A 21,453-nucleotide genomic window follows, 5' to 3' on the forward strand; every position below is an offset into this window, starting at 1 on the left:
CTTCAGGCGCCGTTGCCCAGCACGGTCACGGCCGCGCCGTCCGTCACCCGCTGCAGGCCCGAGACCACCAGCTGGTCGCCCGCGGCCACGCCGGTCAGGATCTCCACGCGGCCTTCGCGGCGCTCGCCGATGGTGACCTCGCGCCGCTCGGCCACGCCGTCCCTGACCCGGTAAACGTACTGCGTCTCGCCCGAGGGCGAAAGCGCGGCTTCCGGCGCCACCAGCGCCTTGTCCTGGCTGAACAGCAGCTGCACGCGGGCGAACATGCCCGGGCGCAGCACCGCGTCCTTGTTGGCGACGGTGGCGCGCAGCAGGATCGAACGGCCGCCGGCGTCGACCAGCGGGCTGACGGCGTAGACCATGCCCTGGCGCTCCTGGCCCGGCAGCGCGTCCAGGCGCAGGGTCAGCTGCTGGCCCACGCCCACCTTGCTCAAATACATTTCGGGCACGCGGAAATCCACCTTGAGCGGGTCGATCGCCTCCAGCGGCGCCAGGTCCTGGCCCTGGTTCACGTAGTCGCCCACCGACACGCTGCGCAGGCCCACGATGCCGCCGAACGGCGCGCTGATCGTCATTTTGTCCAGCCGCGCCTGCGCCAGCGCCACGGCCGCTTCCTGCACCTTCAGGTTGCTGGCGGCCTCGTCGCGCGCCTGCTGGCTGACGAAGCCCTTGCCCTGCAGCTCCACCGAGCGCCGGAAATGGCTTTGCGCCAGCGTGAGATTGGCCCGCGCCTGGGCCAGCTCGGCCCGCGGCACCGAATCGTCCAGGCGGATCAGCACCTCGCCCTGCCTGACCGGCTGGCCTTCCTTGAAGCCGATGGACTGGATGCGGCCGGCGACTTCCGGGCGCAGCACCACCGATTCGTCGGACCGCAGACTGCCCACGGCCGACAGGCCGCGCGCGAACGGGATTTCCTTGACGGCGGCCACCTCGACCCGCACCGGCGCGGCAGGCGCGACGGGAGCCTGGGCGGCGGCCTGGACGGCGGGCGGCGCAGGCGCGAGCCAGCGCGGCACCAGCACGCCGAGCGCCGCTCCCGCAGCCAATCCCGCCGCTACGGCGGCCAGCAATACTGCTTTTTTCATGCGCGAATGTGGCGGTCGCGCGGCGCGGGCCGGGCGCCGCAGGAAGGGAGAATGAGGGTTGGCACTTTAGCACCCGGATTTACATACTGGAACAATCCAGAAGCCGGATGAAAGAACTAAATTCGCCCGATGAAGCGATTTAAGGGTATATCCCAATGCCCTGCGGGCCGGCGCCCGGGCGTTCAGGCGCGGCGGGCCGCTTCCACGCCCTGGTTGGCGAGCTGGTCGGCGCGTTCGTTGCCCGGGTCGCCGGCGTGTCCGCGGACCCAGCGCCAGGACACGGTATGGCGGCCCACCTGCTCGTCCAGCAGCTGCCACAGTTCGGCGTTCTTGACCGGTTTTTTGTCGGCCGTCATCCAGCCGCGCCGCTTCCAGTTGGCCAGCCACTCGGTCATGCCCTTCATGACGTACTGCGAATCGGTGTGGATGGTGACCGCGCAGGGGCGCTTGAGCGCGCGCAGCCCCTGGATGACCGCCAGCAGCTCCATGCGGTTGTTGGTGGTCTGGAGTTCGCCGCCGTGCAGGGTTTTTTCGTGGCTGCCGGCGCGCATCAGCACGCCCCAGCCGCCCGGCCCCGGATTGCCCTTGCAGGCGCCGTCGGTCCACATTTCCACTTTCTGTTCGTTCGCTTTGCTGTCCTGCATGGTGCTGCCCGGAGTTCCTTCGTGCTTGATTCGTTGCCGGCCGGCCGCTCAGGAGCGGTCGTAGCCGTCGTCCGCCTGGCGGTTGACCACCACCGACGCGGCGCGCGCGCGCTTGGGCTTGGTCTTCCAGGCGGGGCCTATGATACGCATGCCGGCCACGCGCTTGACGGCGGACACCAGATAGACGGCCCCGCCCACGCTCCACCAGCGCGCGCCGGCGGACTCCAGGAAAGCCCAGCGCTGCAGCCATTTTTCGCTGCGGCAGGCCGGCGCATAGCAGCCGAAATGGCTTTGCTCGACCTCCAGCGACAGCAGCTTGAACCAGTCTTTCAGGCGCGGCAGCGACACCTGCGACGAAGGCGGCTGCGGCAGCCACGGCTCCATGCCCGGCATGCGCGTGCGCGCCCCCCACATGCTCCAGGGATTGAAGCCCGAGATCACCACGCGCCCTTCCGGCACCAGCACGCGCTCGACCTCGCGCAGCACGTTGTGGGGTTCCTGCGTGCATTCGAAGGCGTGCGGCAGGATCAGCAGGTCCACGCTCTGCGATTCGAACGGCAGGGCTTCGGGCTGGGCGATCACCACCCGCGACTGCCAGCCGGCCGCGCTCTCGGCCGAGGGCGCCTCGGTGCCCACGTATCCCTTGAACGGCATGCGGTTGGCGCCCAGCAGGTTCATGTCGGCCAGGCCGACCTGCCAGGCGTAATATCCGAATACGTCCGCGACAGCCGCGTCGAACTGCGCCCGCTCCCAGGCCAGAACGTATTGTCCCGGCGGCGTCTGGAACCATTCGGCCAGTTCTACAATCGGCGGAGTATCTTCTTCTGCCACGTTCTATCCTTCGAATCCCATGCAAGCCCTGACCGCCTCCGACGGCGGCCGCGAGCGCAACGCCGCGGTCTTGCCGCTACCCGCTTTCACCGACAACTACATCTGGGCGATCGTGCGCGACGGCCAGGCCGCCGTGGTCGATCCGGGCGAGGCCGGCCCGGTGCTGCGGCTGCTCGAGCAGCAAGGCTTGAGACTGCGCGCCATTCTACTCACGCACCACCACGGCGACCACGTCGGCGGCGTATCCGAATTGTCCCGCATCGAAGGCCTTACCGTATATGGCCCGGCGCAAGAACGCCTGCCGCGCTGCGACGTGCCGCTGGCGCAGGGCGACCGCGTGCTGATACCCGAACTGGACCTGGACCTGGCCGTGCTGGATGTGCCCGGCCACACGGCCGGCCACATCGCCTACACCGGCCGGGCGGCCGGCGTGGAGCCGGTTCTTTTCTGCGGCGACACCCTGTTTGCCGGCGGCTGTGGCCGGCTGTTCGAAGGCACCCCCGCGCAAATGCTTGATTCCTTGGAAAAATTTTCTGTTTTACCGGCGGATACACAGGTTTTTTGCGCACACGAGTACACTCTAGCGAACTTGCGCTGGGCGTCGGCAGTCGTACCGGCCAACCGCAACCTGCAGCAATGGCATCAGCGGGCCCGGCAATTGAGAGCAGCAGGCCTTCCCACGCTTCCGTCGACCATCGGTCAGGAACGCGCGACGAACCCGTTTTTGCGCACGCAACAACCCGAGGTCGTCCGCGCCGCAGAGCGCTGGGCCGGCCACAGCCTTGCCACGCCGGTAGAGGTATTTGCCTCCCTTCGCGAATGGAAGAACGAATTCAAGTGACAGCCCGATGAATCTATCCCGACTCCTTCTGCCGCTGATGCTGGCAGTCCTCGCCGGTTGCGCAGGAACCAAATCCCCCGATAGCAAGAATCTCACCACCAATTCCCAAGGGCGCTACATCGCCCGCGACACTTCCCGGACGGTGGACCTCACCAATCCTCCCGCCGACGCCTGGGACCGCATCCGCCGCGGTTTCGCCATCCCCAACCTGAACACCGACCTCTCGCAGCAGTGGACCGACTACTACGCGGCCCACCCCGAGTCGGTGCAGCGCATGGCGGAACGCGCCGGCAAGTACCTGTATTTCATCGTCGACGAGATCAACCGCCGCGGCCTGCCCACCGAGCTGGCGCTGCTGCCCTTCGTCGAAAGCGCCTACAACCCCACCGCGCTGTCGCGCTCGCAGGCCTCGGGCCTGTGGCAGTTCGTGCCGGCCACCGGCCAGCATTTCAACCTCAAGCAGGACTGGTGGCGCGACGAGCGGCGCGACCCCATCGCCTCGACCAACGCGGCGCTGGACTACCTGGAAAAACTGTTCGAAATGCAGGGCGACTGGTATCTGGCCCTGGCCTCGTATAACTGGGGCGAAGGCTCGGTGCAGCGCGCCATGGCCAAGAACGAGGCCGCCGGCCTGCGCACCGACTACCTGTCGCTGAGCATGCCCGACGAGACCCGCAACTACGTGCCCAAGCTGCAGGCCATCAAGAACATCATCGCCGACCCGCAGCGCTATGCGGTGGCCCTGCCGCCGGTGGGCAACACGCCCTACTTCGTGACGGTGCAGAAGAACAGCGACATCGACCTCGAAATCGCCGCCAAGCTGGCCGAAATGCCGCTGGACGAATTCAAGGCGCTCAACCCTTCGTTCAACCGTCCGCTGATCCGCGGCGACCACGGCCCCACCCTGCTGCTGCCGGCCGACCGCGTCGAAATCTTCAACGCCAACCTGACCAACTACAAGGGCGACCTGAGCGCCTGGAAGGTCTACCACACGCGCCGCGGCGAATCCTACGCCTCGATCGCCAAGCGTTTCGGCGTGACCGAAAGCCGGCTGCGCCAGATCAACGACATCGGTTCGCGCCAGAAATCCGCTTCCGGCCAGTCCCTGCTGGTGCCGGGCGACAGCGCCGGCAACGTGCAGCTGGCCTCGCTGGCGCCGCCGGTGCTGGACGCGGCGCCCGCCGCCGAGAAGGCCCCGGCCACGCGCGGCCGCGCCCAGCAGGCGCCCGCCGCGCGCGTGGCAAGCGCCCGCGTCGCCAGCGCCCGTCCCAACGTGCGCACCCACAAGGTGCGCCAGGGCGACACGCTGTACTCGCTGGCCAAGCAATACGGCACCTCGATCGACGCGCTGCGCGCGCTGAACAACCTCAAGGGCAGCGCGCTGAAGGTCGGCACGCCGCTGCGGGTCCCCGGCACCAACGCGCGGGGCTGAGCGCAACGGCACGGCAAAAGGGCGCACCCCGACGGGCGCGCCCTTTTCTTTTTAATGGAGGGGCCGCCAAACTCTTTAAAATAGGCGGTCTCCAGAAGGGAAAAAATCAAAGGATAGAAATATGGGCTTTCTCGCCGGCAAGCGCATCCTGGTCACCGGGGTGCTTTCCAACCGCTCCATCGCCTACGGCATCGCGCGCGCCTGTCACCAGCAAGGCGCCGAACTGGCGTTCACCTATGTGGGCGACCGCTTCAAGGACCGCGTGAGCGAATTCGCCGCCGAATTCGGCAGCAAGATCGTGCTGCCCTGCGACGTGGCCGAGGACAGCCAGATCGAAGCCGCCTTCGCCGAACTCGGCCAGCACTGGGACGGCCTGGACGGCCTGGTGCATTCCATCGGCTTCGCCCCGCGCGAAGCCATCGCCGGCAACTTCCTCGACGGCCTGTCGCGCGAAGCCTTCCGCGTGGCGCACGACATCTCGGCCTACAGCTTCCCCGCCATGGCCAAGGCCGCCCTGCCGCTCATGGAAGGCCGCAACGGCTCGGTGCTGACGCTGACCTACCTGGGCGCCGAGCGCGTGGTTCCCAACTACAACACCATGGGCCTGGCCAAGGCCTCGCTCGAAGCCAGCGTACGCTACCTGGCTACGGCGCTGGGCCCGCGCGGCATCCGCGCCAACGGCATTTCCGCCGGCCCGATCAAGACGCTGGCCGCCAGCGGCATCAAGGACTTCTCGGCCATCCTGAAGTTCGTCGAGGCCCAGGCGCCCCTGCGCCGCAACATCACCATCGAAGACGTGGGCAACGTCGCCGCCTTCATGCTGTCGGACCTGGCCGCCGGCGTGACGGGCGAAATCACCCACGTGGACGGCGGCTTCTCCACCGTCGTCCCGGGCATGGAAGACTGAAACCGGCGGCGCGTCCGGCCGCTCAGGCCGGACGCACCACCAGCGTCGAGACCTGCACGTCCACCGCGGTCATGAGTTTGTGGACCGGGCATTTCTCGGCCACCGCCAGCAGCTCGTCGATCTGCGCATCGGACAGCTCGCCATGCAGCGTCAGCTTGGCGGTCAGGCGGTAGATCCCCTTGCGCTCTTCGCTGTCGTCGCGCACCACCTCCACGCCCACCGATTCCAGCGGCAGCCCCTTGCGCTGCGAATACACCATCAGGGTCAGCGCCTTGCAGCCGCCCAGCGCAGTATCGAAGTAATCGTGCGGATCGGGGCCCTCGCCCTGCGGCTGCGGCATCGCCAGCGGAAGCTCATGACCTTCGGCCGTGGCGGTGAACTGCAGGGTATTGGGCGCGTTCTGGCGCAAGCGGATGCTGCTCATGGGTGAAGTCTCCTGGCTGGGGTTCGGTGGATGGCCGCCGCGGCGGCCCCAATCGACGTTGTAACACCAGGCGGCGCTGCGCCACACCTGACTGGACGCTGAACTTCCTGATGCGGACACGGTCGGATATTTCTATCCGGAATACACCTATAGGGGGCCGCATGAGCGCCAGACAACTCCTCGATCAACTGCTGCAGTCCGGGCAAGGCCTGCTTTCCGACACCACCAGCCGCGTGCAGAACGCCACGGGCGGCAAGGGCTCGTCCTTCCTGACCGGCCTGGGCGGCGGCGCGCTCGGCGCGGGCGCGCTGGGGCTGCTACTGGGCAGCAAGAAAGCCCGCAAGATCGGCGGCAAGGTCGCCATGTACGGCGGCATGGCGGCGCTGGGCGCGCTGGCCTACCGCGCCTATGGCGACTGGCAGCGCAGCCAGGCCGGCGGCGCGGCTGCCCCCGCCCCCCAGACGCTGGACCGCCTGCCCGCCCCGCAGGCCGAGCAGCACAGCACCGCCGTGCTCACCGCCATGATCGGCGCGGCCAAGGCCGATGGCCACATCGGCCCGGAAGAACGCGCCCTGCTCGAAACCGAGCTGGCCAAGCTGTCCTCCGACGCGCAGGACCGGCAATGGCTGGAAACCGAACTCTCGCGTCCGCTGGACCCGGCCACCGTGGCCCGGTCGGCCCAGACCCCCGAAATGGCCGCCGAAATGTACCTGGCCAGCCTGCTGGTGGTGGACGAGGAAAGCTATATGGAGCGCGCCTACCTGGACGAACTGGCGCGCCAGCTCAAGCTGCAGCCCGGCCTCAAGGAACAGCTGGAGCAGCACGCCCGGACGGCGGCCGCCTAGTCCGCGCGCAGCCCGATCGCGGCGGTCAGCGCGCCGTAGCGCCGCATGTCCGCGGCGATCATGTCGTGGAACTCGCGCGGCGTGCTGGTGGCGGGCGTGAAGCCCTGTTCGCGCAGCGCCGCCTGCATGGCCGGGCGCTGCACGATCTGCGCCACCGCCGCATTCAGCTTGGCCACCACCGCGGGCGGCGTGGCCGCCGGCGCCAGCAGCCCATGCCACTGGTCCAGCGCGTAGCCCTGCACGCCCTGCTCCGCGACCGTGGGCACGGTCGGCATCAGCGGCGAGCGCGCCGGCGACGTGACGGCCAGGGCCCGCAGCTTGCCGGCCGCGATCAGCGGGGCCGCGCTGGACGCGGTGACCACGCCCATTGCGACCTGGCCCGCCGTGACGTCGGTCAGCGCCGGCCCGCAGCCCTTGTAGGGCACGTGCTGCAACGACGCGCCGGCCGCGCGCGCCAGCATCTCGCCGGCCAGGTGCTGCGGCGTGCCGTTGCCGCAGGACGCGAACGGCAGCGGCTGGCCGGCGCGGGCGGCGGCCAGCGCGTCGTCCAGGCCGCGCAGGCCGGAATGCGCCGGCGCCACGAAAACCGAAGGCACGAAGGCCACGTTGATGACGGCCGCGAAGTCACGCGCCGGATCGAAACCCAGATGGCGGTAGACCCCGGGGTTGATGGCGAAGGAACTGTTGACCATCAGCAGCGTATAGCCATCGGGCGGCGACTCGGCCACGACGCGCGCGCCGATATTGCCGCTGGCGCCGGGGCGGTTTTCCACCACCACCGGCTGGCCCAGCGTCTCCTGCAGCTCGGCGCCGATGCGGCGCGCCAGCAGGTCGGTGCCGCCGCCGGGCGGAAAGGTCACGACGATGGTGATGGGATGGGCAGGATAGGCGGCGTCCTCGGGCGCTTCGCCGGACGGCGGGTTGCCGCAGGCGGCCAGCGACAGGACGAGCATCGGCGCCAGGGCGCGCAGCAGGCGTTTCATCTTGCGGACCGGTTGATTGCGAGGCTCAGGCGTCCAGGCCGATGTCCAGCACCTTGGCGCTGTGCGTGATCCAGCCCACGGCGATCTGGTCCACGCCGGTGGCGGCCACCGCCGCCGCGGTTTCGGGCGTGATGCGGCCCGAGGCCTCGGTGATGGCGCGGCCGCGCGCCATGGCGACGGCGCGGCGCAGGTCGTCCAGGCTCATGTTGTCCAGCAGCACCACGTCCACGCCCAGCGAAAGCGCCACTTCCAGCTGCTCCAGCGTGTCCACTTCCAGCTCGATCTTCACCATGTGGCCGACGCCGGCGCGGGCGCGCTCGACCGCGATGGCGACGCCCCCGGCCAGGGCGATGTGGTTGTCCTTGATCAGCACCGCGTCGTCCAGGCCGTGGCGATGGTTGCTGCCGCCGCCCACGCGCACCGCGTACTTCTGCACCGCGCGCAGGCCCGGCATGGTCTTGCGCGTGCAGGTCACGCGCGCGCCGTAGCCCGCGATGGCGCGCGCGATCGAGGCCGTGGCGCTGGCCACGCCGCTCAGGTGGCAAAGAAAATTCAGCGCCACGCGCTCGGCGCTCAGCATGGCGCGGGCGTTGCCGCGGATGCGCGCGATTTCCGTGCCGGGCCGCAGGTCCGCGCCGTCGCGCTGGGACACCGCGAATTCGATGCCCGGGTCCATCGCGCGAAACGCCAGGCGCGCCAGGTCCAGCCCGGCCAGCACGCCGTCCTGGCGCGCCACCAGCCGGGTCTCGGCGATGGCGTCGGCCGGCACGATGGCGTCGGTGGTCAGGTCGCCCGCCCGGCCCAGGTCTTCGAGCAGCGCCGCGCGCACCAGCGGCTCCAGCATGACTTCCGGCAAGGGGGGAACGGCCAGTCGGGAGACGGTCGATGAGGCTGCGGCTTTAATGCTCATTTTGAGTATTTTGAGAGTAAAAAAAGGCGCGCAACGATTGCGCAACACTTATGCTAAGACCGAGCATAAACCGTGTCAAGCCTCAGAGCGCGCGCGACAGCGGCAGTTTGCTGCCGGCGATGGCGCGTTCGATCAGCACGTCGCGCCGGAAGCGGAACAGCTTGGCGGGCCGCCCTGCCGTGCCGGTGGCCATCTCGCCGGTTTCCTCGACCAGCGCCTGCTGCTCGATCAGGCGGCGGAAATTCTGCTTGTGCAGGCCGCGTCCGGCCAGGGCCTCCACCGCCAGCTGCAGCTGCAACAGGGTGAACTGTTCGGGCATCAGTTCGAACACCACCGGCCGGTACTTGATCTTGGCGCGCAGCCGCGCGATGCCGGTGGCCAGGATGCGGCGGTGATCGTGGCGCATGGGCTCGCCCGGCACCACGGCGCCGCTGCCGCGGCCGCGCCGCGCCGCCTCGGGCACCAGCCCGGCCTCGAACAGCAGTTCGTAGCGCTGCAGCACCATGTCTTCGTTCCAGGACGCGCCATCCAGCCCGAAGGTGACCGCCGCGCGCTGGCGGCGGCGCTTGCGCAGGGCCGCGTCGGCGCTGTCCTCGCACCAGGCGGCCAGCCGCGGCACGATCAGTTCCTCGACCAGCGCGGGCGTGCCGGCGCGCCGGTCCTCCCACGGAAAATAGCGATACCAGTCCTGCCAGCCCACCTGCGCCACGCCGGTCTCGCCGGCCTCGCGCGTCAGGCCCAGGTAGCTCACCGACATGACGCGCGCGCCCGATTCGTCGGAACGGTCGCCGTCGGCGAAGGTATAGAGCTGCTCCACATAGCCCAGCGGATGATGGGTCTGCGCTTCGACCCAGGCGCGCAGGCCGGCCTGCAGCGAACGGTGCGACAGTTCGAACGGCCCGGCCGGCAACGCGCGCGCATCCTCGGTCGTCAGCACCCGCGGCTCGCCGTTGGTGACGGCGACCAGCACGGCGACGAGTTCTGCATGAAGGGAGCGTTCGGCGGATTCGGTCAAAGTAGGCGTGTGGAAAAGAGTGAAGCCCGGTGTCCGGGCGGCGCGGCAAATTATAAGGTTCGGGCGCTGCAACAGCCCCTTGCAAACGTGACAGCCTGACGCGCCACGGCGGCGCCGCGCGGGCCTAAGATGGATGTGGAATCAGGCGCGCCGCCATCCCGGGGCGCCCGCAAGCGGAGCAATCATCATGTTGAAAACTGCCCCAGATCCCAACCTCGCCAAACCCGCCGAAGCCGAGAAACCGGTCCCCGCCGATCCGCGCAAAGGCACCGAAATCATGCCCATGCCCGACGAACGCAACCCGCTGGTCGCCGGCATGCCGCGGCGCGGACGCGCCATCGTGGAGCCCGGCGAGCCCGGCATCATCACGCCCGAGGACGACCTGCTCGACACCTCGTACGAACAGCGCAAGGGCTGAGCCCGTCAGGATGGCGAGATGATACCCGGGTCGCGAAAGCGCTGCGCCAGGATCTCGACGAACGCCTCGGTCACCGTCGATACCGCCGTCTGCGCCGGATAGGCCATGCACACGCGGACCGGCAGGCGCGGCGTGAACGGACGTATCGCCAGCCGGTCGGCGAACACCGCCGCAATGTACGGGTTGACCACGCCCAGCCCGTGGCCGGCGGCCGCCAGCGCGCAGATGGTCGAGGAATACGTGGTCTCGATCTCCGAGGCCGGCTGCACGCGGTGGGCCTGCATCGCGCCGCGCAACTGCAGGTAGACGTCGTCGTCCGCGTTCAGCACCAGCAGCCGGCGCGCGTTCAGGTCCAGGATGTCGATGCCGTCCTGCGCGGCCAGCGCGTGGTCCGGGCGCATCACGCAGACCGCCTCGCTCTCGTGCAGCACGTGCAGGTCCAGCAGCGCGCCGTCCAGCGGCGCCGCCGTCACCACCACGTCGTAAGTGCCGTGCAGCAGCCCCTCGCGCAGGTACTGGCTGCCCATGGTCTGCATATTGATGTGGACCTCGGGATAGCGCTGCGCGAACGCCTCGACCGCGCCGGGCAGCACGCCCAGGCCCAGCGCCGGCGTGCAGGCCAGCCGCAGCACGCCGCTGCCGCTGCGCCGCATGGCGGCCAGGCGGTCCTCGATGCGTTCCAGGCCCACGAAATGGCGCTTGACCGTATCGAACAGGTCCTTGGCCTCGCGCGTGGGCCGCAGGCGGCCGCGCTCCATGTCGAACAGCTTCAGGCCGCTGGCCTGCTGCACCTGGCCCAGCAGGCGGCTGATGGACGGCTGCGTGGTGCGCAGCATCTGCGCCGCGCCGGTGGTGGTGCCGGCCAGCATCACCGCGTGGAAGGCTTCGATCTGGCGGAAATTCAGCGGTCGGCTCATGGGCGGCATAGAGTATGGCAATTCTGCATAGCCTATGCGTAAAAAAGAATTTTTTCAAATACATGCAGCCTCCTACACTGGGCTTCCCAGGGCGCCGGCAGACGCGCCCGCGATCCCAACTTTCCAGGGGAAGCCCCATGAATCCCAGCCGCTACTGGCGCAAGCTCGTTCAAACACTGTGCCTGGCCACCGCCGCCGCCGCGCCGCTGGCCGCGCAGGCCCAGGCCAACTATCCCGACCACCCGATCCGCATCATCGTGCCGTTCACCGCGGGCGGCAGCTCCGACATCCAGGGCCGGCTGCTGGCCGAGCACCTGGGCAAGCTCTATGGACGGTCCGTGGTGGTGGAGAACCGGCCCGGCGCCGGCGGGCACATCGGCGGCAAGTTCGTGGCCGACTCCGGCCCGGACGGCTACACCCTGCTGCTGGGCTCCATCGGCCTGCACGCCACCTACGGCGTCTACAAAAGCCTCAACTACCGCCCGGCGCAGGACCTGAAGCTCATCACCGTCGTGGCCGAAATGCCGCACGTGGTGGTGGCCAACCCCTCGCTGCAGGCCAATACCCTGGCCGAACTGACCGCGCTGGCGCGCGCCCAGCCGGAGACGCTGCACTTCGGTTCGGCGGGCGTGGGCTCGTCGGTGCACATGGTCGGCGAACTCTACAAAATGGCCGCGCAGGCGCCCATCGTGCACATTCCGTACCGCGGCAGCTCCGCCGCCACCAATGACCTGCTGGGCGGCCAGATCCAGCTGCTCTTCGAGAACGTGCCCACCACCATCGGCTATATCGAGGCCAAGAAGCTCAAGGCCCTGGCCATCACGGGCGCGACGCGCTCGCCCGCCCTGCCCGACGTGCCCACGGCCGCCGAAGCCGGCCTGCCCGGCCTGACGGTGACCTCGTGGACCACGCTGGCCGCCAGCAAGGACGTGCCCGACGCCCTCATCGAAAAAATCAGCGCGGACCTGCGCCGCGTCTACGCCGACCCGGCCTTCCGCGCCGGCCTGGAACGCCTGGGCATGACGCCGGTGGGCAACAGCCCGGCCGAAGCGCGCGAGTTCGTCGAACGCGAGCGCGCCCGCTGGAACAAAGTCATCGAAACCGAACACATCACCGCCGGCTGAGCGCCGCACCCTTGATTCTCATGAACCGCATGCTTGCCACGTCCACCGCCTGCCGCCGCCTGGGCGCCACGCCGCACCACCATTTCTTCGGCTACTACAACAAAACCGTCTGGCACCGAGACGGCCGCTATCTGCTGGCCAATCGCACCGCCTTCAAGGACGCCCGGCTCACGCCCGAACTGAGCGCCGAAGTGGGCTACTTCGACCTGCATGACGGCGACCGCTACCATGCCGTGGGGACCACCACGGCATGGAACTGGCAGATGGGCTGCCAGCTGCAATGGCTAGACGGCCTGGCCGAACCGCAGCTGATCTACAACTGCCGCAGCGGCGACGACAGCGGTGTGTATCCCGGCTTCCGCTCGGCCATCCACAACCTGGCCACCGGCCAGACGCGCATCCTGCCGCTGCCCATCTACGTGGCCGCGCCCGACAGCCGCTACGCGCTTTGCGTGGACTACCGCCGCCTCTACATCACGCACCAGACCATCGGCTACAGCGAACACGCGCCCGGCCCGGTCGCCAACGCGCCGGCCGACGACGGCATCCGCCGCCTCGACCTGGACAGCGGCGAGCACCGGCTGCTGGTCAGCTACGCCGACCTGCGCAACTTCCATCCGCGCGATTCGATGGCGCGCGCCATCCACTGGGTCAGCCACATCGAGGTCAACCCGTCCTCCACCCGCATCCTGTTCCTGCACCGCTGGACCGAACGCGTCGAGGACGAGACCTGCTTTCTGCACCGGCTGATCACCATGAACGCCGACGGCAGCGACATGCGCCTGCTGGAATGCTCCGACCATCCGCTACCGCAACTGGCCGACGACTTCGACCCCACCGCGGTCGGCACCTTCGACTACGAAAAGTCCGAATACCAGATCTCGCATCCGCTGTGGCGCGACGACCGCAGCATCATCGTCTGGGGCCCGCACGCCGACAGCATCCACTACCATCTCTACGAGGACGCGCCCGACGGCCGCGTCGAGGTCGTGGGCGACGGCGTGCTGACCGAGAACGGCCACATGACCTTCTCGCCGGTGAACCCGCGCTGGCTGCTCAGCGACACCTATCCCGACTCGCGCACCCACGAGCGCGTGCTGTTCCTCTACGACATGCACAGCGGCCAGCGCCACGCCCTGGGCAGCTTCTACGCCGATCCCGCGCTGTCCAAGGAAAACCGCTGCGACCTGCATCCCCGCTGGAGCCGCGACGGCACCCAGGTCTGCATCGACTCCGTGCATGAAGGCGAACGCCAGATGTACGTGCTGGACGTCGCTCCCATCGTCGGCCAGTCTCTCCAAACGATGTAATCCCACCGGCCCGCTACTCGCGGGCCGAGCCTCCCGCCAGAATGTGAACGCGGCATCTGGAATTCATCCATCCGTCACCCCGGTGTCATGCGCAGCTTCTAACCTCGCTGCCGCAATCCTGACAAATAACTTAGCGAATTGTTCGCTACTCTATTGAGGTTGGAATGTCCTACTTGACCGACAAACTGCGCGCCCCCCACCGTGAAGCCCAGGGAGAAGTCACGGTTCCGGGCCAGATGCTGGAAGACATCGTCGCCGCGAACCCGGAACGCCGCACATTGTTGAAGAACAGCTTCGGCCTGTCGATGCTGTCGGTATTCGGCGCCTCCTCGCTGCTGACGGCCTGTGGCGGCGATGACGATGACGACGACGCGCCCTCCAACGGCGGCGACGGCGGCGGCGACACCGGCGAAGGCACCACGCCCACCCCTACGCCGGAACCGGAGCCGGCAGGCCCCGACTACTCCGTCACGTTCAAGCCCCTGGAAGACAAGATCGTCGCCGACACCGTCACGGTGCCCGAAGGCTACGTGGCCGAGGTGCTGTACTCGGCCGGCGACAAGTGCGTGATCGGTTCGGTCGGCTACACCGGCATTCCGCAGTCCTACCCCGCCACCGAAACCCAGTCCGGCGGTCAGCACGATGGCATGCACTTCTACCCGCTCGAAGGCGTGGACCCCAACCAGGGCGGCCTGCTGGTGGTGAACCACGAAGCCCTCGACGACGCCACCCTGGACCAGAGCGTCGAAGGCCTGAAGACCCGGCTGTCGAACGTCGGCGTATCCGTCGTCGAAATCGCCCGCGCCGCCGACGGCAAGTGGTCGGTCAAGACCGACTCGCGCTACAACAAGCGCTACACCGGCAACACGGTCTACAACGTCAGCGGCCCGGCCAAATCGGTGGTCGGCGCCACCGTCGTCGGCACCCTGAACAACTGCTCCAGCGGCAACACGCCGTGGGGCACGTACCTGACCTGTGAAGAAACGCTGAACAACTACCACTACAAGTCCGGCGACGCCGGCCAGCCGGCCGACGAAGGCTATGGCTGGGTGGTGGAAATCGATCCGCAGAATCCCGGTTCGACCGCCGTCAAGCGCACCGCCATGGGCCGCTTCAGCCACGAGAACACGGCCTACATGCTGGACGAGAACAACCGCGTCGCGTTCTACATGGGCGACGACACCACGCCCGGCTGCATCTACAAGTTCGTGCCCAGCAAGCCCTACGACCCGGCCAACCGCGCCAACAACATGAACCTGCTCGACGAAGGCACGCTGTACGCCGCGCGCTTCAACGACGACGGCAGCGGCAACTGGGTCGAGCTGACCGTGGGCAAGAACAACCTCACGACCGGCGCCACCGATCCGGGCAACTTCACCCAGGTCGCCAGCGGCACCGTCATCACCGGCACGCTGGTCGACTTCAACACGCAGGCCGACGTGCTGGTCAAGACCCAGGCCGCCGCCCGCGTGGCTGGCGCCACGCTGATGGACCGCCCCGAGTGGATCACGGTCGGCGTGGACAAGACCGTGTACTGCACGCTGACCAACAACAGCCGCCGCCAGCGCACCAGCGCCGCCAACCCGCGCGTGAACAACTCGCACGGCCAGATCATCCGCTGGCACGAGCGCGGCGATTCGCCGCTGGCGACGACCTTCGAATGGGACCTGCTGCTGCTGGCCGGCCGCGACCCCGCCGACGGCGCGGCGCCCAACCTGACCGGCAACGTCAACGGCGACACCTTCTCCAGCCCGGACGGCATCCGCGTCGACCCCAAGGGCCGCCTGTGGGTGCAGACCGACGCCGGCACCGGCACGTCGACCACCGATTTCTTCGGCAACAACTCGATGTACTACATCGACCAGCAGACCGGCGAATCCAAGCGCTTCCTGGTCGGCCCGCTGGGCTGCGAAATCACCGGCATCGCCTACACGCCCGACCTGACGACGTTCTTCATCAACATCCAGCACCCCAACGCCAGCTGGAACACGCTGCGCGCCGGCGGCGGCGACGCCCGCTCGGCCACGATCGTCGTGCGCCGCACCGACGGCAAGCCGGTCGGCGCCTGAGTCCCGGATGGCGGCTGAGGCCCCGCCTGATGGGTTTCGCGCGTTGACTATTCGGGTTCTTGCTTAAGGATGCTAGCGCTGCACCCATCCTACGAACCGATGCCGTAGGATGGGTGCAGCGCGGCACCCCCGTCGCAGGATAACCGCTGCCTGTCGCGCGTAACCCATCGATCGGCGGATGCAAACAAAAAGCCCCTGATCTCGATGAGATCAGGGGCTTTTATGAATTCCTGGCGGACAGAGGGGGATTCGAACCCCCGATACGCTATTCACGTATACACGCTTTCCAGGCGTGCGCCTTCAACCACTCGGCCACCTGTCCTATCTGCGTCTTGCGCGGGCGGCATTCGCCGCTGCGAAAAATGCGAATCCGCGATTCTAGCAGATTGCGCGCGGGCGCGGCAAGGGCTGCAAAAATGGGGGACGCCGTAGCGCCCCCCCTCGTTGCGCTTCGGCCTCTATGTGGCGGCGGGCGGGTCCTGTTCGCGGTAGGAGCTGACGGTGCCGTCGGTCTCGGTCTCTTCCAGGCGCACGCGAAAGCCCCACAGGCGCGCCAGGTGCTTCATGACCTGTTCGGCGTCCTCGCCGGCCAGCGGGCGGCCGCGGGTCTTGAGGTGGCGCAGGACCAGGGAGCGGTCGGAGTCGCGGTTGAAGCGCACCACCTGGATGTCCGGCACCTGGTTGTCGCGGTTGTGCTGCGCGGCGAGCAGGCGGCGGATGTCGCGGTAGCCTTCGTCGTCGTGGATGGCGGCGACTTCGAGCTTGGGGTTGGCCTGGTGGTCGGAGATGGCGAAGAAGCGGAACTCGCGGATCAGGCGCGGCGACAGGTACTGGGAGATGAAGGACTCGTCCTTGAAGTTGCGCATGGCGAAGTCCAGCGTCTTCAGCCAGTCGCCGCCGGCGATGTCCGGGAACCACTGGCGGTCTTCGGGCGTGGGCGCTTCGCAGATGCGGCGGATGTCCGACATCATGGCGAAGCCCAGCGCGTACGGGTTGATGCCGCCGTAGCCGCGTTCGTCGAAGCCGCGCTGGCTGACGACATTGGTGTGGCTTTGCAGGAACTCCATCATGAAGCCGTCGTTGACCAGGCCTTTTTCATGCAGCCGGTTGAGGATGGTGTAGTGCCAGAACGTGGCCCAGCCCTCGTTCATGACCTTGGTCTGGGTCTGCGGGTAGAAGTACTGGGCGATCTTGCGCACGATGCGCACCAGTTCCTTCTGCCAGGGCGCGAGCTTGGGCGAGTACTTCTCGATGAAGTACAGCAGGTTCTCCTCGGGCTCGGGCGGGAACACAGAGGCCTCGACGCGGGTGTCCTTTTCGTCCTCGAGCCGCGGCAGGGTGCGCCAGAGGTCGTTGTACTGCAGGCGGGCGTGCTCGGCGCGCTCGGCCTGGCGCGCGGCCTCTTCCTTGTAGGAGATCGGGGTGGGACGCTTGTAGCGGTCCACGCCGTGGTGCGAGAGCGCGTGGCACGAGTCCAGCACCGCCTCCACGGCGTCGATGCCGTAGCGGTCCTCGCAGGACATCACGTACTTGCGGGCGAAGACGAGGTAATCCAGCACGCCGTCGGCGTCGGTCCACTGGCGGAACAGGTAGTTGCCCTTGAAGAAGGAGTTGTGCCCGTAGCAGGCGTGCGCGATCACCAGCGCCTGCATCGTCATGGAGTTCTCTTCCATGAGGTACGAGATGCAGGGGTTGGAGTTGATGACGATCTCGTAGGCCAGGCCCTGCATGCCGCGACGGTAGAACTGCTCGTTGCGGATGAACTCCTTGCCGTATGACCAGTGCGGATAGCCGATGGGCAGACCGGCCGAGGCATAGGCGTCCAGCATCTGCTCCGAGGTGATCACCTCGATCTGGTTCGGATAGGTGTCCAGGCCGTATTCGGCGGCGACCTTGGAGATCGCCTCGTCATAGGACTGGATCAGTTCGAACGTCCATTCGGAACCTTGGGAGATCGGCCGGGCGCCGCCGGCGGTCTCCGGCTCCACGAGTGCTCCGACGTGGGTGTTCATGCGGTCTCCTTCTTGAACAGATCATGGAACACAGGAAAGATTTCGCTGCGTTCGCAGATGCGCCGCATCACGAAATGCGGCTCCAGTTTCTGTTCGTATTCGGCCCACAGGCTGCTCTTGCGCGCCTCCTGCGAGTCGGGCACTTCGATGTAGGCGAAGTAACGGGTGGCCGGCAGCAGGTGCTCGGCCAAAAAGCGCGCGCTCTTGCCCGCGTCGGCGCCGAACGAGTCGCCGTCGCTGGCCTGCGCCGCATAGACGTTCCAGGACCCCGGCGGATAGCGCTTTTCGAGGATGTCGCGCATCAGCTCCAGCGCGGACAGCACGATGGTGCCGCCGCTCTTGGGGTCGTAGAAAAAGGTCTGCTCGTCCACTTCCTCGGCGTTGTCGGTGTGGCGGATGAAAACCAGGTCCACGTGCTCGTACTTGCGCGACAGGAACAGGTAGAGCAGCGAGAAGAAGCGCTTGGCCAGGTCTTTCTTGCCTTCGTCCATGGAGCCCGACACGTCCATCAGGCAGAACATGACGGCGCGCGCCATGGGGATGGCGACCGACACCCGGTTGCGGTAGCGCAGGTCCAGGTCGTCGAGGAACGGCACGCGCGCCAGGCGCTCGCGACAGTCCTCGACTTCCTGTTCGAGCACCTGGATTTCGGCGGCGGAGGCGCCCGCCTCGCGCGCCTTGGCCAGGCGTTCTTCGGCGTCCTCGAGGTCGGCGCGGGCCTTCACGCCGAGCGCGACGCGCCGCGCCAGCGAGGACTTGAGCGTGCGGCTGATGCTCAGCATGCTGGGCGAGCCGGTGGTGGTGTAGCCCGCGCGCTGCCACTTCTTCTGGCTGACCTCGCCCAGCTGCGTGCGCGCCATGTGGGGCAGCTCCAGGTCCTCGAAGAACAGGTTGAGGAACTCGGCCCGCGACAGGCTGAAGGTGAACTGGTCCACCGATTCGCCTTCGCCCGGCTCGGAGCCGCCCTCGCCCTGCCCGCCCTGCGGCCGGTCGAAGGTGTCGCCCTTGGCGAACTCGCGGTTGCCGGGGTGCACGATCTCGCGGTCGCCGCCCGTGCCGTGCCGGAAGGTCGGCTCGGAGATGTCGCGGGCGGGCAGGTTGATTTCACCGCCCTGGTCCATGTCCTGGATCGAGCGGTCGCGGATCATCCCGTGCACCGCCTTGCGGATCTGGTCCTTGTAGCGCCGGAGAAAACGCTCCCGGTTGACGGCGCTTTTATTGCGCCCGTTGAGACGGCGATCGATCAGTGAATTCATGATTCACCTCGCTCAGGAGGACTTCCTCACACGGAGATACCACTCGCACAGCAGCCTGACCTGCTTTTCCGTGTAGCCCTTTTCCACCATGCGATCGACGAAGCTCTGGTGTTTCGACTTGTCCTCGGCCGAGGCCTTGGCGTTGAACGAAATCACCGGCAGCAGGTCTTCGGTGTTCGAGAACATCTTCTTCTCGATCACTTCGCGCAGCTTTTCATAGCTGGTCCAGGTGGGGTTGCGGCCGTTGTTGTTGGCGCGCGCCCGCAGCACGAAGTTGACGATCTCGTTGCGGAAGTCCTTGGGGTTGGCGATGCCCGCCGGCTTTTCGATCTTTTCCAGTTCGTCGTTGAGCGCGCTGCGGTCGAAGCTTTCGCCGGTTTCCGGGTCGCGGAATTCCTCGTCCTGGATCCAGCAGTCGGCGAAGGTCACGTAGCGGTCGAAGATGTTCTGGCCGTACTCGGAGTACGACTCCAGGTAGGCGGTCTGGATCTCCTTGCCGATGAATTCCGCATAGCGCGGCGCCAGGTAACCCTTGATGAATTCAAGGTAGCGCCGGCGGATTTCGTCGGGATAGTCCTCGCGGCCGATGCGCTGCTCCAGCACGTACATCAGGTGCACCGGGTTGGCGGCCACTTCGGTCTGGTCGTAGTTGAAGACGCTGGACAGGATCTTGTAGGCGAAACGCGTGGAGACGCCGGCCATGCCTTCGTCGGTGCCCGCGTAGTCCTTGTATTCCTGCAAGGCCTTGGCCTTCGGGTCCACGTCCTTCAGGCTTTCGCCGTCATAGACGCGCAGCTTCGAGTAGATGCTGGAGTTCTCGGGTTCCTTCAGGCGCGTCAGCACCGAGAACTGCGCCATCATGTCCAGCGTTCCCGGGGCGCACGGCGCCGAGTACAGCGAACTGTGCTGCAGCAGCTTCTCGTAGATGCGGACCTCTTCCGACACCTGCAGGCAGTACGGCACCTTGACGATGTAGATACGGTCGAGGAACGCCTCGTTGTGCTTGTTGTTGCGGAAGGTCTGCCATTCCGATTCGTTCGAGTGGGCCAGGATCATGCCGTTGAACGGGATCGCGGAGAAGCCTTCGGTGCCCTTGAAGTTGCCTTCCTGGGTGGCCGTGAGCAAGGGGTGCAGCATCTTGATCGGGGCCTTGAACATCTCCACGAACTCGAGCAGGCCCTGGTTGGCCAGGCACAGGCCGCCAGAATAGCTATAGGCGTCCGGGTCGTCCTGCGAATGGCGGTCGAGCTTGCGGATGTCGACCTTGCCGACCAGCGAGGAGATGTCCTGGTTGTTCTCGTCGCCCGGCTCGGTCTTGGCGATGGCGGTCTGGCGCAGCACCGACGGATTCAGGCGCACCACGCGGAACTGCGAGATGTCGCCGTCGTATTCCTTCAGGCGCTTGACGGCCCACGGCGACATGATGCCGGTCAGGTAGCGGCGCGGAATGCCGTATTCCTTTTCCAGCATGTCGCCGAACCGTTCCGGATGGAACAGGCCCAGCGGCGATTCGTTGACCGGCGAGCCCTTCAAGGCATAGATGGGATAGGTCTCCATCAAGGCCTTGAGCCGCTCCGCGATGGACGACTTGCCGCCGCCCACGGGCCCCAGCAGATACAGGATTTGCTTGCGCTCCTCCAGTCCCTGGGCCGCGTGCTTGAAGAACGCAACGATCTGCCCGATCACGTCCTCCATGCCGTAGAACTCCTGGAACGCCGGATAGCGCCGGATGGTCCGGTTGGAAAACAAACGGGAAAGACGTGGGTCGTTACGCGTATCCACGATCTCGGGTTCGCCGATCGCGGCCAGCATGCGCTCAGCGGGACTGGCGTACGCCATGGGATCGCGTTTCGCGAGATTCAGGTACTCCTCGAGGGAGAGTTCTGATTCCTGCTCTTTTGCATACTGCGACTTGAAGCCTTCGACGATGTTTTGCACGGAAACCTCCTACAACACGCGAAAAATCCAATACGTCCCTACGTGTCCCCATTGTGCCTCAGCGCTCGCGCATTACTAGACAATCTCGCGATATGCATTGTTGGCCGGAAGGTATGTTGCTTTCGCCACACATCAACCATGAGCACGATCAGGCCCTTTCCGTTTAGGCTGCACCCTTCGGACACAAGTTCCGTCAGGGATTGCAACTTACGTGAAGAATGTTCGCTCATTCGCTGTCAGCATATCGCCGTATGCGCGCACGATAAGCGCGCCTGCAATGAAATGCTCGGCAATGATTTGAAGGGAAGAGCGATATCCCGAGGATTCTTATGATTCGGGCCAAACCCGATGCGCCCGCTATGCGATGGCAGCGGACGGTCTGAACGGCGCGTGGCGTCTTCGTTCAGCAGCGTGCCGCTCCGGTCGTGAAAAAGCGCCGATAACGCGGCACGGGAATCCGTGGTGACGAGGGCATGTGGCACTGAACGGTTT

The 21,453-nt window shown here is 66.9% G+C and carries 19 protein-coding genes and 1 tRNA gene; 8 read left to right on the top strand and 12 right to left on the bottom strand.

Annotated features, from left to right (window positions below):
* Window positions 1-2 precede the first annotated feature (2 nt).
* From A6B37_RS19830 to A6B37_RS19840, 3 genes are all read right to left on the bottom strand, one after another.
* Window positions 3-1,085 (bottom strand): efflux RND transporter periplasmic adaptor subunit, encoded by a 1,083-nt coding sequence (locus A6B37_RS19830; protein WP_102775827.1) that lies wholly within the window; start codon window positions 1,083-1,085, stop codon window positions 3-5.
* 182 nt (window positions 1,086-1,267) lie between these two features.
* The gene (gene rnhA / locus A6B37_RS19835; RefSeq protein ID WP_102775826.1) at window positions 1,268-1,729 is read right to left on the bottom strand and encodes a ribonuclease HI; all 462 of its coding nucleotides are present in this window, start codon (window positions 1,727-1,729) and stop codon (window positions 1,268-1,270) included.
* 48 nt (window positions 1,730-1,777) lie between these two features.
* Window positions 1,778-2,560 (bottom strand): methyltransferase domain-containing protein, encoded by a 783-nt coding sequence (locus A6B37_RS19840; protein ID WP_102775825.1) that lies wholly within the window; start codon window positions 2,558-2,560, stop codon window positions 1,778-1,780.
* Window positions 2,561-2,579: 19 nt separating this feature from the next.
* Here A6B37_RS19840 and gloB point away from each other — a divergent pair, with 19 nt between their 5' ends.
* From gloB to fabI, 3 genes are all read left to right on the top strand, one after another.
* Entirely contained in the window at window positions 2,580-3,401 is an 822-nt protein-coding gene (gloB, locus tag A6B37_RS19845) for a hydroxyacylglutathione hydrolase (protein WP_111826718.1), read from the top strand.
* A 7-nt stretch (window positions 3,402-3,408) separates the two neighbouring features.
* Entirely contained in the window at window positions 3,409-4,833 is a 1,425-nt protein-coding gene (locus tag A6B37_RS19850; RefSeq protein ID WP_102775823.1) for a transglycosylase SLT domain-containing protein, read from the top strand.
* Window positions 4,834-4,954: 121 nt separating this feature from the next.
* Complete coding sequence (gene fabI, locus A6B37_RS19855; RefSeq protein WP_102775822.1) at window positions 4,955-5,740, top strand: enoyl-ACP reductase FabI; 786 nt, start codon at window positions 4,955-4,957, stop codon at window positions 5,738-5,740.
* A gap of 22 nt (window positions 5,741-5,762) precedes the next feature.
* Here the strand turns inward: fabI and A6B37_RS19860 are convergent, their stop codons facing one another.
* Entirely contained in the window at window positions 5,763-6,164 is a 402-nt protein-coding gene (locus A6B37_RS19860; RefSeq protein ID WP_102775821.1) for an OsmC family protein, read from the bottom strand.
* Between the two features lie 161 nt (window positions 6,165-6,325).
* On the opposite strand from A6B37_RS19860, the gene A6B37_RS19865 reads away from it, so the two are divergent.
* Window positions 6,326-7,009 (top strand): tellurite resistance TerB family protein, encoded by a 684-nt coding sequence (locus A6B37_RS19865; RefSeq protein WP_102775820.1) that lies wholly within the window; start codon window positions 6,326-6,328, stop codon window positions 7,007-7,009.
* Here the strand turns inward: A6B37_RS19865 and A6B37_RS19870 are convergent.
* The 3 genes from A6B37_RS19870 to A6B37_RS19880 form a co-directional block, all read right to left on the bottom strand.
* Window positions 7,006-7,962, bottom strand: coding sequence for a tripartite tricarboxylate transporter substrate binding protein (locus tag A6B37_RS19870; protein ID WP_168202289.1), 957 nt, complete (start codon window positions 7,960-7,962; stop codon window positions 7,006-7,008). The genes A6B37_RS19865 and A6B37_RS19870 overlap by 4 nt on opposite strands.
* A gap of 55 nt (window positions 7,963-8,017) precedes the next feature.
* The gene (gene nadC / locus A6B37_RS19875; RefSeq protein ID WP_111826720.1) at window positions 8,018-8,902 is read right to left on the bottom strand and encodes a carboxylating nicotinate-nucleotide diphosphorylase; all 885 of its coding nucleotides are present in this window, start codon (window positions 8,900-8,902) and stop codon (window positions 8,018-8,020) included.
* An 82-nt stretch (window positions 8,903-8,984) separates the two neighbouring features.
* Window positions 8,985-9,917 (bottom strand): hypothetical protein, encoded by a 933-nt coding sequence (locus A6B37_RS19880; RefSeq protein ID WP_111826721.1) that lies wholly within the window; start codon window positions 9,915-9,917, stop codon window positions 8,985-8,987.
* Between the two features lie 187 nt (window positions 9,918-10,104).
* On the opposite strand from A6B37_RS19880, the gene A6B37_RS19885 reads away from it, so the two are divergent.
* Window positions 10,105-10,335: a hypothetical protein gene (locus tag A6B37_RS19885; RefSeq protein WP_102775818.1), complete on the top strand. Its 231-nt coding sequence runs from the start codon at window positions 10,105-10,107 to the stop codon at window positions 10,333-10,335.
* Window positions 10,336-10,340: 5 nt separating this feature from the next.
* Here A6B37_RS19885 and A6B37_RS19890 read toward each other — a convergent pair whose 3' ends face one another.
* Complete coding sequence (locus A6B37_RS19890) at window positions 10,341-11,252, bottom strand: LysR substrate-binding domain-containing protein (protein ID WP_102775817.1); 912 nt, start codon at window positions 11,250-11,252, stop codon at window positions 10,341-10,343.
* Window positions 11,253-11,389: 137 nt separating this feature from the next.
* Here A6B37_RS19890 and A6B37_RS19895 point away from each other — a divergent pair, with 137 nt between their 5' ends.
* From A6B37_RS19895 to A6B37_RS19905, 3 genes are all read left to right on the top strand, one after another.
* Window positions 11,390-12,376, top strand: a complete 987-nt coding sequence (locus A6B37_RS19895) for a tripartite tricarboxylate transporter substrate binding protein (protein ID WP_111826722.1) — start codon at window positions 11,390-11,392, stop codon at window positions 12,374-12,376.
* Between the two features lie 20 nt (window positions 12,377-12,396).
* Window positions 12,397-13,686 carry a hypothetical protein gene (locus A6B37_RS19900; protein ID WP_111826723.1) on the top strand — a complete coding sequence of 430 codons (1,290 nt, stop codon included), beginning with the start codon at window positions 12,397-12,399 and terminating at the stop codon, window positions 13,684-13,686.
* Between the two features lie 164 nt (window positions 13,687-13,850).
* Complete coding sequence (locus A6B37_RS19905; RefSeq protein WP_111826724.1) at window positions 13,851-15,755, top strand: PhoX family phosphatase; 1,905 nt, start codon at window positions 13,851-13,853, stop codon at window positions 15,753-15,755.
* A 231-nt stretch (window positions 15,756-15,986) separates the two neighbouring features.
* On the opposite strand, the gene A6B37_RS19910 is transcribed toward A6B37_RS19905, so the two are convergent.
* The 4 genes from A6B37_RS19910 to A6B37_RS19925 form a co-directional block, all read right to left on the bottom strand.
* Window positions 15,987-16,077, bottom strand: a tRNA-Ser gene (locus tag A6B37_RS19910).
* Window positions 16,078-16,213: 136 nt separating this feature from the next.
* Window positions 16,214-17,767: a SpoVR family protein gene (locus A6B37_RS19915; RefSeq protein ID WP_102775811.1), complete on the bottom strand. Its 1,554-nt coding sequence runs from the start codon at window positions 17,765-17,767 to the stop codon at window positions 16,214-16,216.
* A complete protein-coding gene (locus A6B37_RS19920) occupies window positions 17,764-19,023 on the bottom strand; it encodes a YeaH/YhbH family protein (RefSeq protein ID WP_102775810.1) in 1,260 nt (419 codons plus the stop codon). Before A6B37_RS19920 ends, A6B37_RS19915 begins: the two co-directional genes overlap by 4 nt.
* 12 nt (window positions 19,024-19,035) lie before the next feature.
* Entirely contained in the window at window positions 19,036-20,961 is a 1,926-nt protein-coding gene (locus A6B37_RS19925; protein ID WP_111826725.1) for a PrkA family serine protein kinase, read from the bottom strand.
* Between the last annotated feature and the right edge of the window lie 492 nt (window positions 20,962-21,453).

The sequence above is a fragment of the Achromobacter sp. HZ01 genome (genome assembly GCF_003267925.1).
GTDB classification, from domain to species: Bacteria; Pseudomonadota; Gammaproteobacteria; order Burkholderiales; family Burkholderiaceae_B; genus Achromobacter; species Achromobacter pulmonis_A.

What these genes read in the sequence shown, in the direction of transcription:
- A6B37_RS19830 (WP_102775827.1), bottom strand. Translation starts at nt 1,085, where the DNA reads ATGAAAAAAGCAGTATTGCTGGCCGCCGTAGCGGCGGGATTGGCTGCG.
- rnhA (WP_102775826.1), bottom strand. Translation starts at nt 1,729, where the DNA reads ATGCAGGACAGCAAAGCGAACGAACAGAAAGTGGAAATGTGGACCGAC.
- gloB (WP_111826718.1), top strand. Translation starts at nt 2,580, where the DNA reads ATGCAAGCCCTGACCGCCTCCGACGGCGGCCGCGAGCGCAACGCCGCG.
- A6B37_RS19850 (WP_102775823.1), top strand. Translation starts at nt 3,409, where the DNA reads ATGAATCTATCCCGACTCCTTCTGCCGCTGATGCTGGCAGTCCTCGCC.
- fabI (WP_102775822.1), top strand. Translation starts at nt 4,955, where the DNA reads ATGGGCTTTCTCGCCGGCAAGCGCATCCTGGTCACCGGGGTGCTTTCC.
- A6B37_RS19860 (WP_102775821.1), bottom strand. Translation starts at nt 6,164, where the DNA reads ATGAGCAGCATCCGCTTGCGCCAGAACGCGCCCAATACCCTGCAGTTC.
- A6B37_RS19865 (WP_102775820.1), top strand. Translation starts at nt 6,326, where the DNA reads ATGAGCGCCAGACAACTCCTCGATCAACTGCTGCAGTCCGGGCAAGGC.
- A6B37_RS19870 (WP_168202289.1), bottom strand. Translation starts at nt 7,962, where the DNA reads ATGCTCGTCCTGTCGCTGGCCGCCTGCGGCAACCCGCCGTCCGGCGAA.
- nadC (WP_111826720.1), bottom strand. Translation starts at nt 8,902, where the DNA reads ATGAGCATTAAAGCCGCAGCCTCATCGACCGTCTCCCGACTGGCCGTT.
- A6B37_RS19885 (WP_102775818.1), top strand. Translation starts at nt 10,105, where the DNA reads ATGTTGAAAACTGCCCCAGATCCCAACCTCGCCAAACCCGCCGAAGCC.
- A6B37_RS19890 (WP_102775817.1), bottom strand. Translation starts at nt 11,252, where the DNA reads ATGAGCCGACCGCTGAATTTCCGCCAGATCGAAGCCTTCCACGCGGTG.
- A6B37_RS19895 (WP_111826722.1), top strand. Translation starts at nt 11,390, where the DNA reads ATGAATCCCAGCCGCTACTGGCGCAAGCTCGTTCAAACACTGTGCCTG.
- A6B37_RS19900 (WP_111826723.1), top strand. Translation starts at nt 12,397, where the DNA reads ATGAACCGCATGCTTGCCACGTCCACCGCCTGCCGCCGCCTGGGCGCC.
- A6B37_RS19905 (WP_111826724.1), top strand. Translation starts at nt 13,851, where the DNA reads ATGTCCTACTTGACCGACAAACTGCGCGCCCCCCACCGTGAAGCCCAG.
- A6B37_RS19915 (WP_102775811.1), bottom strand. Translation starts at nt 17,767, where the DNA reads ATGAACACCCACGTCGGAGCACTCGTGGAGCCGGAGACCGCCGGCGGC.
- A6B37_RS19920 (WP_102775810.1), bottom strand. Translation starts at nt 19,023, where the DNA reads ATGAATTCACTGATCGATCGCCGTCTCAACGGGCGCAATAAAAGCGCC.